16 protein-coding genes and 2 pseudogenes are annotated in these 15,901 nt (G+C 59.0%); 13 read left to right on the forward strand and 5 right to left on the reverse strand.

Going from position 1 to position 15,901, the window contains the following annotated elements; all coding sequences use genetic code 11:
- The first annotated feature begins 84 nt into the window (after positions 1-84).
- From ACM6JQ_RS09310 to ACM6JQ_RS09340, 7 genes are all read left to right on the forward strand, one after another.
- Positions 85-2,022 (forward strand): TonB-dependent receptor plug domain-containing protein, encoded by a 1,938-nt coding sequence (locus ACM6JQ_RS09310; RefSeq protein WP_414893625.1) that lies wholly within the window; start codon positions 85-87, stop codon positions 2,020-2,022.
- A complete protein-coding gene (locus ACM6JQ_RS09315) occupies positions 2,022-2,381 on the forward strand; it encodes a (2Fe-2S) ferredoxin domain-containing protein (protein WP_007916129.1) in 360 nt (119 codons plus the stop codon). Before ACM6JQ_RS09310 ends, ACM6JQ_RS09315 begins: the two co-directional genes overlap by 1 nt.
- Complete coding sequence (locus ACM6JQ_RS09320) at positions 2,378-3,298, forward strand: ABC transporter substrate-binding protein (RefSeq protein WP_414893626.1); 921 nt, start codon at positions 2,378-2,380, stop codon at positions 3,296-3,298. The genes ACM6JQ_RS09315 and ACM6JQ_RS09320 overlap by 4 nt, the downstream gene beginning before the upstream one ends.
- A 50-nt stretch (positions 3,299-3,348) precedes the next feature.
- Entirely contained in the window at positions 3,349-3,552 is a 204-nt protein-coding gene (locus ACM6JQ_RS09325; protein ID WP_007916127.1) for a PLD nuclease N-terminal domain-containing protein, read from the forward strand.
- A gap of 182 nt (positions 3,553-3,734) precedes the next feature.
- On the forward strand, positions 3,735-4,823 hold the full coding sequence (locus ACM6JQ_RS09330; protein ID WP_414893627.1) for an NAD(P)/FAD-dependent oxidoreductase: 1,089 nt from the start codon (positions 3,735-3,737) through the stop codon (positions 4,821-4,823).
- A gap of 45 nt (positions 4,824-4,868) precedes the next feature.
- Entirely contained in the window at positions 4,869-5,189 is a 321-nt protein-coding gene (locus tag ACM6JQ_RS09335) for an isochorismate lyase (protein WP_007916125.1), read from the forward strand.
- Between the two features lie 56 nt (positions 5,190-5,245).
- Positions 5,246-6,655: a PLP-dependent aminotransferase family protein gene (locus ACM6JQ_RS09340; protein WP_414893628.1), complete on the forward strand. Its 1,410-nt coding sequence runs from the start codon at positions 5,246-5,248 to the stop codon at positions 6,653-6,655.
- Here ACM6JQ_RS09340 and panB read toward each other — a convergent pair.
- Complete coding sequence (panB, locus tag ACM6JQ_RS09345) at positions 6,643-7,458, reverse strand: 3-methyl-2-oxobutanoate hydroxymethyltransferase (protein ID WP_095111933.1); 816 nt, start codon at positions 7,456-7,458, stop codon at positions 6,643-6,645. The two genes, ACM6JQ_RS09340 and panB, sit on opposite strands and share 13 nt — an antisense overlap.
- A 262-nt stretch (positions 7,459-7,720) precedes the next feature.
- On the opposite strand from panB, the gene ACM6JQ_RS09350 reads away from it, so the two are divergent.
- From ACM6JQ_RS09350 to ACM6JQ_RS09360, 3 genes and pseudogenes are all read left to right on the forward strand, one after another.
- A complete protein-coding gene (locus ACM6JQ_RS09350; RefSeq protein WP_414893629.1) occupies positions 7,721-8,203 on the forward strand; it encodes a GNAT family N-acetyltransferase in 483 nt (160 codons plus the stop codon).
- A 19-nt stretch (positions 8,204-8,222) separates the two neighbouring features.
- Positions 8,223-8,659 (forward strand): annotated as a pseudogene (locus tag ACM6JQ_RS09355) (phytanoyl-CoA dioxygenase family protein).
- Positions 8,660-8,717: 58 nt separating this feature from the next.
- A complete protein-coding gene (locus ACM6JQ_RS09360; RefSeq protein ID WP_007916114.1) occupies positions 8,718-10,259 on the forward strand; it encodes a class I SAM-dependent methyltransferase in 1,542 nt (513 codons plus the stop codon).
- Between the two features lie 73 nt (positions 10,260-10,332).
- Here ACM6JQ_RS09360 and ACM6JQ_RS09365 read toward each other — a convergent pair whose 3' ends face one another.
- From ACM6JQ_RS09365 to ACM6JQ_RS09375, 3 genes are all read right to left on the reverse strand, one after another.
- The gene (locus ACM6JQ_RS09365) at positions 10,333-11,259 is read right to left on the reverse strand and encodes a LysR family transcriptional regulator (protein WP_414893630.1); all 927 of its coding nucleotides are present in this window, start codon (positions 11,257-11,259) and stop codon (positions 10,333-10,335) included.
- Positions 11,256-12,230, reverse strand: a complete 975-nt coding sequence (locus ACM6JQ_RS09370; protein WP_414893631.1) for a quinone oxidoreductase family protein — start codon at positions 12,228-12,230, stop codon at positions 11,256-11,258. Before ACM6JQ_RS09370 ends, ACM6JQ_RS09365 begins: the two co-directional genes overlap by 4 nt.
- A gap of 168 nt (positions 12,231-12,398) precedes the next feature.
- Complete coding sequence (locus ACM6JQ_RS09375) at positions 12,399-12,878, reverse strand: anti-virulence regulator CigR family protein (protein ID WP_414893877.1); 480 nt, start codon at positions 12,876-12,878, stop codon at positions 12,399-12,401.
- Positions 12,879-13,003: 125 nt separating this feature from the next.
- Between ACM6JQ_RS09375 and ACM6JQ_RS09380 the strand changes: the two genes are divergently transcribed.
- From ACM6JQ_RS09380 to ACM6JQ_RS09390, 3 genes and pseudogenes are all read left to right on the forward strand, one after another.
- The gene (locus tag ACM6JQ_RS09380; protein WP_095111930.1) at positions 13,004-13,465 is read left to right on the forward strand and encodes a VOC family protein; all 462 of its coding nucleotides are present in this window, start codon (positions 13,004-13,006) and stop codon (positions 13,463-13,465) included.
- 190 nt (positions 13,466-13,655) lie between these two features.
- Positions 13,656-14,000: pseudogene (locus ACM6JQ_RS09385) on the forward strand (alpha/beta fold hydrolase); the annotation flags it as partial.
- Between the two features lie 145 nt (positions 14,001-14,145).
- A complete protein-coding gene (locus ACM6JQ_RS09390) occupies positions 14,146-14,301 on the forward strand; it encodes a DUF2986 domain-containing protein (protein ID WP_077572520.1) in 156 nt (51 codons plus the stop codon).
- A 295-nt stretch (positions 14,302-14,596) separates the two neighbouring features.
- Here ACM6JQ_RS09390 and ACM6JQ_RS09395 read toward each other — a convergent pair whose 3' ends face one another.
- Entirely contained in the window at positions 14,597-15,625 is a 1,029-nt protein-coding gene (locus tag ACM6JQ_RS09395; RefSeq protein WP_414893632.1) for a hypothetical protein, read from the reverse strand.
- Positions 15,626-15,901: the final 276 nt, after the last annotated feature.

Genomic DNA, 15,901 nt, shown 5'->3' on the forward strand with positions numbered 1-15,901 from the left:
CGGTGGGCGGGCATGGGCCGGTATTGGCTGTGCGCGATGCCTTCTCTTGCATGCTCTTCTGCGAAGATCCTTTTCGAGAAGACAATGATTCGACCTTTCTACACCTCGGCTCCAACCCTCTTGTTCGGCTGCCTTTGCAGTCCTCTGTTGCTGGCGGATGACGCGCCACTGCAACTCAATCAGCAAATCGTTTCCGCACCGTCGGTGGAGTCGACCACGGTCGCCGACATGGCGAAGTTCGGCAGCAAGGTCGAGATCGTCAGCCGCGAACAGATCGAGCGCGCCGGCCCCAGTGCCGATGTCAGTCGCGTCATGCAGATGTTCATTCCCGGCCTGTACGTGGCGCCGAAAAACGGTCCCTTCGACTACGGCACTTATTCGCTGCTCGGTGGGCGCAACGACGATACGCTGATCCTGCTCGACGGCGTGCGCCTGAACAATCGCCTGTACGGCGGCCTCTATCTCGATACCCTGCCGGCCAACGCGATCGAGCGCATCGAAGTGCTCAAGGGCGGGCAAAGCCTGTTGTTCGGCACCCAAGCCGTATCCGGCGTGATCAACATCGTCACCCGCAGCCCGCAGTCGCGCAAAGCCGCCGGCGAAGTGAATCTGGGCGTGGACAGCTTTGGCGGTACCACCGAGGATGCGCGGGTCGAGAATATCTTCACTAACGGATTCGGCGACCTGGGTTTGCTGGCGTACGTCAGTCACAACGTCTCCGACGGCTATCAGCCGTATCGCAACCGCGACATGAAAAACGATTCTGGGAAGAACCGTGCCTACGAAGTCACCACCTTCGGCGGCAAGGCGATTCAGTCATTTGGCGATGATTCGCGGCTGGAACTGTTCTACCAATACGCCGACGCCAATCTCGACTTCGCCCGCCCGGTGGACAACCACAAAACCACCAACGACCGCGTGCAGCAAATCGCTACGGCGACCTTCGAGCAAACCCTCAACGAACGCCTGAGCTACTTCGTCAAAGGCCATATCAACGATTGGGACACGCGCTACACCCGGGTCAACAACGTCAATGGCGGCGGCACCAAGGTCATTAATCACAACGACTATTGGGGCTTCACCGACTGGGGTGTGCAGGCCGAAGGCAAGGCTGAATTGCCCGGCGGCCATGTGCTGGTGTTCGGCAGCGACAACCAGTGGTTCAAGGGCCAGGACGACGTGCTGATCATCGACAACGACAAGGCCGAAGCCCATGCGTTCTACACGCAACTGCGCCCGCAGATCGACGCCCTGCCCGACTGGCATCCGAGCATCGGCGTGCGTCACGAGGCCATGAGCGGTGGCGACAGCGCCACGGTCGGCATGCTCACTTCGCTGTATGACCTCAACGACAACTGGTCGGTGCGCGGTCAATACGGCAGCGACTACAAACTGCCGAACGCCGAGCAACTGTTCGTCAACGAGCCGGGTGACGAGATCGGCAACCGCAACCTGAAACCGGAAAAAAGCCGCAATACGGAGCTGGGTGTCGACTACAAGGGCCTGCTGCTGGATCGCGAATTCAGCGCCAGCGTGACCCTGTTCAAACGCAAGATCGACGATCTGATCACCCTCGATGACATTCAGTGGGTCAACGGTGAAGGCACGATCCAGATGCGCGGTTTCGAGGCGGACGCGAAACTGGCGCTCAACGATCAGTGGAGTTTGCAAGCGGACATGACCCGCAACCTCACCGAGTCGCGCACCGGTGTAACCATCAACGACATCCCGAGCTTCTTCGCCCGTTCGCGGGTGGGTTATGAATCGGAAAATCGCCTGTGGGGCGTTGGCGGTGCGATCCGTTACATCCGCGATATCAAAAGCTCGAAGCAAGTCGAATACGGCAATTATTCGGTGGTCGACGCCGACGCTTATCGCTACCTCGACAACGCCCACCAACACCGGGTGAGTCTGCTGGTGGAAAACCTCTTCGACCGCGACTACGTCACCAGCCGTTCGAGCAACGTCGACAACCTCGGCCGGCCGTTGACCTCCGAAGTACGCTACACGTACCGCTTCTGATGAGTGAAATCAAAACCGTCGACGGCGTCGATACGCACCCGGACTGGTCGCATGTGCCCGAGCATGCGCGCCATGTGTTCCTCTGCACCGGCCCGCGCTGCACCCAGCGCGGCGCCTTGCAGTTATGGAAAACCCTGCGCCGGCATTTGCTGGCGCACGATCGCATCGAGACGCCGGGCGGCGTCCTCCTGACGCGCACGCACTGCCAGTTTCCGTGCAATCTGGGGCCGATTGTGACGGTGTACCCGGAACGTTGCTGGTATGGCGTGCACAGCCATGAAGAGGTGCAGCGGCTGGTCGAGGGGCATTTGGTGGGCGGTGAAGTGGTCGCGGATTTGCTGGTCAAGGCGCAGGGATGAAATCGATCCTGTTAGCGCTTGGCGCCCTGCTCTGTTCAATGCCGGCACTCGCCGACAGCTTCAGTAATTGCGGCGAGGACTGGAACGCCGCTGCGCCTTCGCGCGTCGTCGCGCTCAATCAGCATGCGGCGGATCTCGTTCTGGCGCTGGGTGCCGGGCCAGCGCTGGTTGGCGTGGCGTATCTGGATGACACCGATGCCGGTCAGCGGCCAGCCGCGTATTTCGGTGTGCCGGTGATCGCGCGGCAATACCCGGCCAGCGAAGTGCTTTACGCACAGAAACCTGATCTGGTGATTGGCGGGTTCGCCACGGCATTCGGCGACGGTGTGACTTCACGCTCGGGTCTGGCGCGCAATGGCGTCGGTTCTTATCTTTTGGAGTCGGCCTGCAACGGGCATTCGCTGGATTACTTCGCGCATGTGCGCAATGACTTGCTGACCTTGGGCAGGCTGCTGCACAAACAGCCACAGGCGCGGCAATTGAGTGAGGCCATGGACGCCGACCTCGCCAGTGCCCGAGCCCTGGCCGGTGCGGGTAAATCGCTGTCGGTGTTCTATCTCGACAACGAAGTCAAAGGCCTCGACAGCGAAGGTCGGCGGGGGTTTGTCACCCCGTTATTGGCCGCTGCCGGGGCACGCAATGTCTTTGCCGACATCAACCTCTATCGAGTCACCGTCAACAGCGAAACCCTGCTGGCCAGCGACCCGGACGTGATCCTGCTGGCCGACGCCGAATGGTCACCCGCTCGCCGCAAACGCTATCTGTTGACCCACGACCCGGTGTTGTCGCAACTGCGCGCGGTGCGCGAAAACCGGATCATCGAAATCCCTTTCACCCACCTGCTGCCGACTTTCAACAGCGGCCGCGTAGCCTTGCAACTGGCGCGGCAGCTCAACGCACTGAAGAAAAATAAATGAACCCGCCGCCCCCCACGCCACCTAACGAACAGACTATCAGGAGGTAGCCAATGCAAATCGAAACCGTGTGGATCGTACTGGCGGCAGTTCTTCTGCTGATTGAACTCTGGGCCATCAATCGGGTGCGCAAGAGCGAGGGGAAAGCGAGCAATAAAGGTGTGTGGATCGTGCTGATCGTGTTTGTGCCGTTGTTCGGGTTGATTGCCTGGGCGTTAGCGGGGCCAAAACACGTCAGTCAGCATTCGGCGTCGTAATCTGACCCTTGATCCATAGCGACTGAGCATCCGTCACGGACTGACATTCCAAATGCCCGCCGGAGATATGCCTGCTTAAGCCGTTGCCAGCGGACGAGCCCGGCTTTGGCCGGGCTTTTTTCTGGTTGCTCGCCGCGTCTCCCTGCTGCAGGATCAGCCGATCGACAACAGGGAATGTTGAAATGGATCATAAAGCACGTGGGCGAATTGTGGTGGTCGGTGCGGGCATCGTCGGCGCCTCCCTCGCGTATCACCTGTCTGGCAAAGGAGCGCACGTCACGCTGATCGAGGCTGACGAGATCGCGAGCGGCGTCACGGCAAACTCTTTCGCCTGGATCAATGCCTCGCACGCCGGCGCTGATCCGATTGCGCAGTTGCGCGGTATGGCCATAGAAGCATACCGACGACTCGAAACCGAGCTGCCGGATTTGCAGATTCGCTGGACCGGGGCTTTGTCGTACAACGAATCAGCAGAGTATCCGGCGTCGGCGACATTGTTATCGTCGGCCGAGGTGCTTGCCCGCGAGCCCAACCTGAAAAATCCCCCACCCTGCGCGTTGTATCGCGCGGAAGAAGGCGCACTCGACGCCGTGCAAACCACCCACGCCCTGATTGCCGGCGCCCGGGCGCTGGGCGTGCAATTGCTCACGCAAACCCGAGTGACCGGTTTCACAACCTGCAACGCCGATGTCACCGGCGTTGAAACCACAGCGGGCACGATCGATGCCGACCTTGTCGTGCTTGCTGCGGGGACCGGCACCCAACAGTTAACGCAGATGCTCAACGTCTCCCTGCCCATCGACGCCTCCCCCGCCATTTTCATCCGCTACAAGACCCAACCGGGCCTCGTCAAAGGCATCATCTCCAGCCCCGAAATGGAAATTCGACAAAGTGCCGACGGCACGTTGCTGGCCGCTGAAGATTATCTGGGCGAGGCGCCGGGCAACTCGCCGACAAACCTTGCCTGGCGAACCGCCGAAACCATACAAAATGAACTTCACAGAGTGGTTTCCATCGAGCCGCAAACCGTCGTCGTCGGGTTCCGGCCCATGCCCGCTGACGGCATCCCCGTTGTCGGTTACCTGCCCGGTGTCGGCGGAGTTTACGTTTGCGCGATGCATCCCGGTGTGACGCTGGCGGCAATCGTCGGGCGCCTCGCCAGTGAAGAGCTGCTGGATCGCCAGTCATCTGCGGCCCTTGCACCGTGCCGCCCAGAGCGTTTTTTTCAGAACTCCGGCAAAGTGACAAAAAACGCTGCGCTTACCCGCTGAAAACCCGCCGCACGATCAACAACAATTCGAGAGGCACAGACGCACATGGACGTCATCAACACGTTACAACCCGCCGACTGTGCGGACATGCAAGATATTCGAAGTGAAATCGACCGACTCGATCAAGCGGTGATCAAACTGCTGGGCAAGCGCTTTCAGTACGTACTCGCTGCCTCGAAGTTCAAGACCTCGGCGGCCTCAGTGCGGGCACAGGAGCGTTTTCAGGCGATGTTGGCAACCCGTCGCGACTGGGCCGAAAACGAAGGTTTGAATGCAGATGCCATTGAGAAAATGTACAGCGACCTGGTCAATCACTTCATTGCTGAAGAGATGAAGCACTGGGCGGCAGCGCAGACGGACAGTTGACTGCTTTAGCGCAGTCTTCCGTTTGCTCCCTAAGCTGACAATCAAGGAGAACAGCATTGACGCCCCCCAAGGACACCGCGTTCGCCTATCAGGAGGTCTACCACTACCTCGTCGGATTGATCGAGGCCGCCAGTGGCATGGGTGAGCAAAAATTGCCGTCACTGCGACAACTGGCATTGCGCCTCGGCGTTTCAGTATCGACGACCAAATACGCCTACGCACTGCTCGAGGACGAAGGCAGAATCCACGCCAAAGCCAGGTTCGGCTATTTCACCCGGTCAATATCGTCGGCACCTGTGACGGCCAACTCTGGCAATCTTCTGGATCACGTCTTCGCCAGCGCCCGTCAGCCCGGCATGCTGGCCCTGAGCAGCGATGCGCCGGCGATGCTGCTGTCGCTGCAAGGCCCATTGTTGACGATGGAGCGCGAACTGACCCGCCAATACCCGCGCTCGCACGCGCCGCTCTATCAGCCCCTCGGCGAGCCGGAATTGCGCGCGGCCCTGGCTGAACGCTACACCCGTTCCACTCACAACCACTGGCAGGCCGAGCAGGTGTATATCGGCGCGGACCTGCGCAGCGTACTGGAATTATCGCTCGGCGCCTTGAACCTCGGCGGCAGCGTGGCGCTGGTGGAATCGCCCTGCTCGTGGGCGATTCTGCGCCAGTTGCAGGCGGCCAATATCCGCGTTGTCGAAATGCCCTTCGGCGATGACGGCCGCTTCAACCTGCCTGCATTGAAGGCGTTACTCACGCGCGAACCGATACGCTTGGCGGTGCTCTCCTCCACGGTGAATATTCCTCAAGGCCAGTTGATGCCCGCGCAGGATAAACAGCAGATCTGTCGCTGGCTGGCCGAGCGGGCGATCTGGCTGTTCGAAAACGACACGTGGGGCGAGTTGAGTTTCTCCCAGTCAGCTACGCGTTATCGGGACTTTGCCGATCCGGACAAGCTGCTGGTGTTCTCGACATTCGACAAGATTATTGGCGGCGAAGCGCCGTACGGCTACGTGCTGTGTCGCCAGCAGGCCGCGCAGTTTCATCGACTGTTTATGCAGCGCGGATTTCGCCTCTCGCCGATGCGGCAGAAAGCGATTGCCAGACTCTACAACTCCAGGCGTATTGACCAGCACCTGACTATGCTGCGCGCACTGTTGGTCAAGCGCATGCAACAGCTGCAGACCTTGCTGGAAGTGCACGGTAGCGACCACTGGCAGGTGCTCGCCCCGCAAGGCGGTGCGAGTTTCTGGCTCAAGGCTGTGCGGCCGATCAACATGCAACGGGTGTTCGAGCGCCTGCTGGCCGAGCGGATCGTCATCGCCCCCGGCGAAATCTTCAGCCAGCAAGGCACCTGGAACCAGCACCTGCGCCTGAGCTACAGCCTCGATTGGGACAAGAACATTGCCCACGCGGTGCAACGACTGGCGCAGTCGATCACTGAAGAAAACCGCGTCTACAGTCCATAGCAATGCCGCGCTTCAGGAAACCGGCCGTGGCGCACATCGTCAGCAAACTGCGCACAAGCCTCGCTGATCACCGCACCGACATCGGCGTAACGTTTGACGAAGCGCGGCAGATGTTCACCGCCCAGGCCGAGTACATCTTCGGTGACCAGCACCTGCCCGTCGCAGGCCGGTGAAGCGCCGATGCCGATGGTGGGCATTTTCGACTCCAGCGTAATCTGCCGCGCCACGCCCTCCGCCACACCTTCGAGCAACAGGCTGAAGGTGCCCGCGTCGAGATTGGCGCGGGCGTCTTCGGCAATCACCGCAGCGGTTTCGGCCGTCAGGCCCTGGGCCTTGAAACCGCCCATGACATTGACGAACTGCGGCATCAACCCGACATGGGCCATGACCGGAATCCCGCGCGCCACCAGAAACTCGACCGTCGGCGCCAAGGCCTTGTTGGCTTCCAGCTTCACCGCATCACAACCGGTGCGCGCCAACACCTGAGCGCAATTGCGAAAGGCCTGTTCATGGGATTCCTGATAACTGCCGAACGGCATGTCGGCCACCACACAGGCCAGGCGCGTGCTATCGACCACCGCACGCGTGTGACCGATGATTTCTTCGAGCTGCATGCTCAGTGTCGAGGGGCGGCCGTAACCGACCATGGCCGTGGAGTCACCGACCAGAATGAAGTCGACGATGGGGTCGATCAGTTTGGCAATCGCGCTGGAATAGGCCGTGAGCGAGACGATTTTCTGTTGGCCTTTCATGGCCACCAATTGCGGTACAGTCAGGCGTTTGGTGCGGGTATGCAGGCTCATGGGCGACGCTCCGAGGCTGCCGTCCATGAACGATAAATGTCGCCAGATTGAATGCGTAACGCTTCCATACAGTGCCCAACTCCAAAAGATTCGAGCACTCGATTATTCGTTTAACGCCGAAACATTCAATGCACAGATTGGCCTGAAAAAGCGACCCAGGTGCACCCTGCTTCGTTGAAATGCAGCAGGATCCCGGATGCTTTATTTCGCCGTTTACCGCAGGATGCGAACTTATAAACACACCCAAGGAGCAATTTTTATCATGGAAGAAATCATCACCTACCGCACAGCCACTGCCGCCGATGCGCTGGCAATGAGCGAGCTGGGCCAATTGCTCAACTCGGTACACCACGCCGCCCGCCCCGATATCTACGCCGCCGCGACCGAAGATTTTGCCCGCGACTTGCCGCACTGGGCCGGGGTATTCGAAAAGCCTGGCCAGATCGTCTATATCGCCAGCGCCGCTGAGCGCCCCGTGGCGTTCATTACGGCCACCCTGTCCGCCAGTTCCGGCCCGCTGATGCAGCCGCAGAACGTGGTTCGCATCGGGTCAGTCTGTGTGGCCGAGCCGTTTTGGGGCAAAGGCATTGGCCGCACGCTGATTCAACGGGTGAAAGACTGGGCTATCGAGCAAAATGCTCAAGACTTGCGCCTGACGGTCTGGCCGTTCAACGAGCGTGCGGTGCGCATGTATGCCGAGTTTGGCTTCGAGACCCGCGCCCTGGAGATGGGCGTGCGTTTGTGAGGAGCGAACACGTCCGATCATGAATAACCGTGAACAGCTTCATCAGCAGGGTTTTGCCCTGCTCCGTCGCGCCATACCCGCCGAGTGGCTGGACGACCTGCGCCAGGCGTTTGATGCGGGTGTACTGCCGTCGGATCGCTGGCCCGTGCCCCGGGGTCAGGACTGGCGCCATTCGCTGCCGTGTCCGGAGCACCGCCCGCTGACGTCCATGATGAGACGCGATCCGTCCAGCTCACGGGCCGTGCGGGCGACATTCTGGTGTTCGATGTCGACCTGCTGCATGCCGGCAGCCGGAATCTTTCGGGCGCGCGCCGACGCTCGATGCTGATCAATTATTGGGCCGAGCCGCTGTACGTATCTCACCGGCAAACCGTGGCCCTGCGAAATATCCACATGGACCCTATCGAATGGTTCGATCCTGCCGACAACATCCTGGTGGACACCGAGAGGTTTTAATGGCGCGAGTCCATCACGTATAAAGCCACTTTCAATGACGATTCAAGAGGCTGCACCCATGAGCAACGCCTGGAACGAAGGTTATTTCACGGACGAAGGCTACACCTACAGCTATAGCCGGGAAATCAATCCGGTATTCCAGCGTTACTGCCTGTTGTTGCGCGGCTTTGCCGGTCTGGACAACCCCGACGGTTATCACTGCGAACTCGGTTTTGGTCAGGGTGTGTCAATCAATATTCACGCCACGGCCAACCCGGCCGGCTTCGTCGGTACGGACTTCCACCCCGGTCAGGCGGCCCATGCGATTGAACTCGCGGCGCTTGGCAATAACGGTGCGCGGCTGTACGACGACAGCTTCGAGCAACTGCTGGCGCGCCATGATTTGCCGCAATTCGACAGCATCAGCCTGCATGGCATCTGGACCTGGGTCAGCCGTGACAACCAGAAGCTGATTGTCGAATTCGCCCGACGCCACCTCAAACCGGGTGGTCATCTCTACGTCAGCTACAACGCATTCCCGGGCTGGTCGCCTGCTGCGCCGTTGCGCCAATTGTTCAGCCTGCACGACCGCTTTGCCAGTCACTCGACGCGAGCGGATCAGCGCATCGATGCCGCGTTGCAGTTTTCCGAAGCGCTGCTGGCGGCCAACCCCAAATACGCCATTGCCGCGCCGCACTTGGGGGCCAGGCTGCAAACCATCAAAGGCCAGGACCGTCAGTACGTCGCCCATGAATATTTCAATCGCGACTGGAACTGCATGTATTTCGCCGACATGGTTGATGCACTGGCCCCGGCCAAGCTCGATTACGTCACGACGGCGGTGCCGATGGATTCGGTTGACGCACTCAACCTGAGCGCCGAAGGCTTGGCCTTTCTCGACGGTATCGAACACCCGGTGATGCGCGAGCAGGCGCGTGACTACTTCGTCAACCAGGCTTTCCGTCGCGACCTGTACGTGCGCGGTGCCAACCGACTCAGCGCGACCGAGCGCCGCTCGCGCATGCTCAATACGCGATTTGTGCTGATGCAGCCGACAGAAAACGTAGCCTCCAGCGTCACCGGCCCCGCTGGCGCAGCGACGCTGCAAGCGGAAATTTACCGCCCGCTCCTCAATGCCCTCGCGGACCAGATGTATGAAGCCAAAACGATGCAGCAGCTGCTCGATGCGGTGTCGCCAATGGCCTACGACGATCTGGAACAGGCCATCGCCATCCTGGTCAGCATGGGCGCGGTAGCCCCGTGCCAGAGCGAAGCCGCCGAGGCGCGGGTGTACGAACGCTGCGCTGCGTTCAACCTGCAACTGTGCAAGCGCGCGCTGTTCAACGCCGACATTCAAGTGCTGAGCAGCCCGGTCACCGGGGGTGGCGTCACGGTCAGCCGCTTCCAGCAACTGTTCCTGATTGCAATCCGCCAGGGCAAACAGCACCCGGCAGAGTGGGCACAACTGGCGTGGAGCGTCATTGCCGAACAAAACGAAGTGCTGGTCAAGGACGGCAAAACGCTGACCACCGCCGAAGCCAACATCGCCGCACTGACAGAACAGGCCCAGGCTTTTGCCGAGCAATCGCTGATCGTGCTGAGTGCTTTGAAAATCGTTTGATCGAGGTGGATGGCGCGCGGTGTTGCAGGCAAATCTGCTGTCACTCGCGCCATCCGCAGACCACTGCCAGCGATCAAAAAGCCCACGGTGGCGCGGGCGCGAACATCGCTTCGAGCCATTGCTTGAACGCGACGACCACCGCCGTCGGAAACCGCGCCGAGGGTCTGACCAGATACACACCTCCCGCGCTATCCAGTTGCCAGTCAGGCAGGACATGAATCAGCTTTCCGGCGGCGATATCGCGACTCATCAACCAGTCGCCCGCGCCCAAGACGCCGGCATCCGCCCGGGCAGCGGCCAGCAGCGACTCGCTGTCGCTGGCCGTCAGGTTGCCTTTGACGCTAACGGTTTGCAGCTCATGGCCACGATGAAGGCGCCACAGCGGAAAAGACGCCAACCCGCTGAAACGCAGACAGTTGTGTTGAAGCAAATCCTCAGGTGTTGCAGGCACGCCATGCATCTGGAGATAGGCTGGCGAGGCGCACAGAATCCGCCGGTGGTTGCTGAGCTTCGTCGCGATCAGCCGATTATCCTCCAGCTCGCCGATACGAATGGCGGCGTCAAACCCCTGCTCGATGATGTCGACCAACCCCTCGCTGTAGTCGGCAATAATCGAAACTTGCGGATGAGCTTTGAGAAACTCCGGCAACATCGGCCCCAGCCAGAGTCGGCCCATGGCGGCCGGCAATGCGAGACGCAACGTGCCGCGAAGTTCGCCGGCCCCCTGCGCCGCTTGCTGCTGGGCGTCGTTCATCAGTTCGACGGCCGAACGCAGACGCTGCTCCAATTGGGCGCCGGCCTCGGTAATGCGGACCTGACGGGTCGAGCGCTCGACAAGGCGAACGCCCAGACGCTTCTCCATCGCGGCAAGGCGCTTGGAGATAATCGTCGGATGGCGTTGCAGCAGCCGACCCGCCGCGACAAAGGAACCTTGCGAGGCGACGGCCAGGAATGCAGCGATCTCATCGCCGTGTTGATTGCTCAAGACATCAAGATTCATGGTTTCAGAATGATCGCCCCAGAAGATCGGCCCGTTTCCAGGTCGGCATGCGCCAGTGCGGCATCGGCCAATGGATAGCTCGCCCAGATATGTGGCTGGATGATACCGGCTGCGACAGCGGCCAGAACATCCTGCGCACGCGCCTGATACTCAGCAGCCGTCGCAGTGTGCGCAGCCAGTGAGGGACGGGTCAAAAACAGCGAACCCTTGCTGTTGAGTGTCGCCAGTTCCACGGCTGCCGGCGCACCGGATGAGGCGCCGAACGACACCATCAAACCACGCGGGCGCAAGCTGTCCAGTGACGCCTGAAAAGACACCCGCCCGATCGGGTCATACACCACATCGACCTTCTGCCCATCGGTGAGTCGTGCGACGTCCGCTGCCAGGGTCTCGGCGTCGAACACCAGCACCTCGTTACAACCCGACGCCCGGGCCTTTTCGACACTGGCCTGCTTCGACACGACACCGATCACCGTCGCGCCCAGATGCCTTGCCCATGACGCCATGATCGCCCCCAAACCGCCCGCCACCCCGTAAAGCAACAGGGTGATGCCCGGCCCTACGGGATAGGTGGATTTCAATAAATACTGCGCGGTGATGCCCTTGAACATCACCGCCGCCGCCTCATCGCAAGACAAGGCATCAGGAATTCTGACCAGGCGCTCTGCCGGGAAAAGCCGCGCCGAGGCATAAGCCCCCAATGGCCCGGTGGCGTAAGCCACGCGATCACCCACAACGATGCTACTGACACCTGTGCCCACTGCGGCCACCCGCCCCGCGCCTTCCAGTCCCAAGCCGGAAGGCAACGCAACCGCGACCGCGCCTTTGCGTTGGGTCACATCAAGAAAGTTGACCCCTACCGCTTCTTGCTCAAGCCAAACCTCACCGTGCCCCGGCGCTTGCTTGTCGGTTGTCTGCATTTGCAGTACGTCGTGATTGCCAAACTGCTCAAACCGGATCACAGAAACCATCGTCATCTCTCCTTATCTGGAAGCTGCTTCAACGTCAGTTGATTCCAGTCTGATAACCGATGAGCGGACGAACAAGACCCTCCATTTGCAGATCATTGCTGCGTGCCTTGCAGCAATGCAGCCACACTTCAACCTTGGCCAGCGGCGACATCTGCGGCGCGATAACGCTTAATCAAATGCCCCGTTGAGCACCTCATAAATCAGGCCGGTTGCCAGCGCGACGAGGATCAGGTCCGTGCCCGCCTGCTGCCATTCGTAGCCATCGTAATGCGGCAAATGACCGAGCAGACGTCCATCGAGCTTTTTCGCGATACCGGGCGGCAATGGCTTGCCGCGTGCAAGATTCTTTTGAATGCCCGGTGGCAGCGAGGGGCCCGGGCTCCAGTAGTCGCGATAGCCTCCGACAATTCCGAGCACATTGCCGCGATTGATGCTTGGTCCATCATTCCAGTCACCGCCAGCGTTGTTGCCCTTGTTGCTGTTACCTTTCTGGTTGCCGTGGCCCTGCACATTCTGCGAATTACCCTTGCCATTGCCCTGGCCCTGGCCCTGGCCCTTTCCATTACCGGGATCAGCCAATGCCATCGCCGAACTGAAGACCAGGGCCAAGGAAGAAATCGTTGCAATCAACTTACGTGACTTGATCATGCGGCGCGCCTTCATGGGGGGATGCTCCTGTGTCATCTTGACGTTACACATCAGCTTAGTTTATTCCAGCTGGCCGGTCGTCGATTACACCCAGCCCATCAACACGGCCTGACAGGAGCTATTTCATGGACTTGAAGTTCAGCCACATCGACGTACTGGTCAAAGACCTTGAACAAGCTTGTGCCTACTACGCGCAGATACTGCAGGCGCGGATCTCCACAACGCAGATCTGGAATCGCGGGGGCCTGCACGTGCGCTATGCCGTCGCATTGATCGGTCAGGAACGCTTCATGCTGGTCCAGCCGCTGGCGGGGAATCTCAAGGAGCTGTTGGATACAGTGGGCGAAGGCATGATTTACCGCCATTGCTACACGACCCCGAATATCGAGTTGGCTTACGACGAACTGCTCGCCAGCGGTGTTCAGCCGGAAGACGAAAACGGCCAACCACTGACTCGCGAAAACCTGCAATCGCCGTCCGGAACGCGCATCATCTGGCTGCCGAAACGCTTCGGACATTTCTCTATCGAGATTCTTGAAGAGCAGGCGCTGGGGGCGTTTATCGAGGCGGCGTTCGCTTCTGGATGAAACTCCGCCGGCCCTGATCGATACGTCTACGCTGTCTCCATCGCCCCCACGCCTGGAGACTTCGCCATAACCGCCCGCTACTGGCCGCCCTCGCCCTTTTGACCCTGAGTGTCCAGGCTTTTGCCGAGGTCGTCCCCTTCCCGCCGACCTTCCACACTCAGGACATCAAGGTCGAAGGTGCCACCATGCACGTGCGTGGAACGAGTTCGCCGGCAACCCGGCCAAAGTCGATGAAGGCACCCGCCAGCATTACGCCAGGCTTTATGCCCGCCCTGGCGCCATGCACGCGGCGTTCGCGCAGTTCCGCAGCATTCGTCAGGACGCCCTCGACAACGCTCCGGTCCTGCAGAAACACTTGAGCATGCCGGTGCTGGCCGTGGGCGGTTAAAAGTCCTTCGGCAACAACGAAGCGATCGTCATGCGCAATGCTGCGGACAATGTCACCGAGGTGGTGATTCCGGCGGCAGGACATTGGTTGATGGAAGAAGCCCCCGCGCCGACCATCAAGGCTGTGCGTGACTTTATCGCCATGTGAGGAATTGGCATTGCCTTGGCCCGAGGCTTACGTCAGGATTCGCCCCTTTTCGAGGGCAACGTGCATATCTTGTGGCTCGTCCATTGATGCGTACGTTTACGCCCTTCGCTAACCGATATTCAAACTTGCAGACCGGGTAGAACACATGAATCGCCAAAAGAAACTCAAGCAGTTGTTCAAGGAAAAGGCCAAAAAGGCCAGCGCCAAACTGGCGCCGAAAAAGCCTAAATACATCAGCAAGGCTGATCGGGCGAAATTGGAAGCTGAAGCCGCAGAGCCGGTCGAAACCAGCGAAAGCTGAAACCAGTTCTCAGCATCAAGGAGCACACTCGTGCGGCGAAGTCTTTGTATCTCGCACGTGCGACAACCGGTCCAAGATGCGCAGCTACAACGGCAACAGCCGATCCTGCACCACCCGTTTCATGAACAGCGTCGATTACAAGTCGTGCTTCTGGGGGCATCATGATCATCATTGCGCTGGTGCCGCTGGTCGAGCAGTGGCGTACCTGATCGGGCTTGTCTACAGGGGAACAGATCACCTGCCATTGGCAGATTGATGGCCAATCCTCGCAAAGAAGCGGGCATTGACTCCAGGCTCAGCCCGTTTTTTGATCCGTCCATTCAGACCATTCAACGGGGACGATCGTAGCGTTGTTGACATTGCCCTCGGCGGCGGTGAATTTGTAAAAAAACTTATGCTTGGGGGCGACCCCGTTACCTCCTACCCAGCCTAGCGGTTTCGTCGACGCATTTTCCAAAAGCATTTTTCGCCCGCTTACTTTGAGCTTTTCAAGCGCCGTCAACTTGCCGTTATCGACTAACTGTTTACTCAGGTCCGCTGCCGTTAACGCTTGATCATAGCCGGCAACGATGATGTTCTTATTGAAATAGCGTCCGTAAATATTGAGGAACCTGAATACAGGATTAAAAAAGTTTTGGCGCAATTCGATTTCTTGTAGATGGGCACTTAAGGTCAACTCACCGGTTTCATCTACGCCATTTTGTTTAAAGCGCGCAACGTTTATCTCTTGCGCTTTTTTGCCATTGCCTATTTTTTTCTTATCGCTCGTCCAGAAATTGGTGTTTTGCTTCACTTCCGCTGCTTTCTCAAATATTTTTGCGGCATTGCATGCATTAAAAACAATCTTGTCAAACACGGGGAAAATCCCATTTACCTCATTCCCTGGTTTTTTTGTACAAACAATAAGATTCTGGGCGAACAATTCTGGCTCGATGTTACACAACGCCATAGAGGACGCATGACACGCGATGATTGCGCCATTTTGGTGAGACAGCCTGTACTGCTTCGCGGAGGCTGCCTGGTTTTCATTCACGCCGGTTAGATTTTCTTTTGCGAACGTGGTGAACGGGTTGATGTACTCATCACTCTCGGCTTCTTCATCGTTGCTCTCTGGCGCAGGACTCGATATCAATACCCAGCCGCCTCCGTCTTCTTTTTTAGCCGAAGTTTGAAGCGTGGCGATGGCTGTCTCAGCGTTGAATTCGTAAACGAATATATTCTCCGCATTGTTGTTGAGCATGTACTTGTACAGAAACCCTCGAGCACTGCCTTTTATTTGTGCATCCGCTTCGACACTTATAATAAAGAGGTTATTAACTTTCACTGAACGCCTCCTGGCCATCAACCCAAGTCCGAATTTTGTGTGAAAAAGCAGTCCCCCTTAGCAAGGTCACTTGAGCGTAGCAGGCTGCCATCCCTGCTGCCGGCTGACGTTCCGAACCCTCTATGTTTACAGGATCATTGCAGGGCCGACATTGGCCGACATCATCCATTCAGCCATGAACGCTATCGACCCACAGGCCAACGCTAAATGCGCGCACATCCTTCAAAACAGCAGCTCCACAACCAACTTCGACACCACTTCAGGGGATGCACCCAC

It is taken from the genome of Pseudomonas sp. IT-232MI5 (assembly GCF_949767845.1).
Classification (GTDB): domain Bacteria; phylum Pseudomonadota; class Gammaproteobacteria; order Pseudomonadales; family Pseudomonadaceae; genus Aquipseudomonas.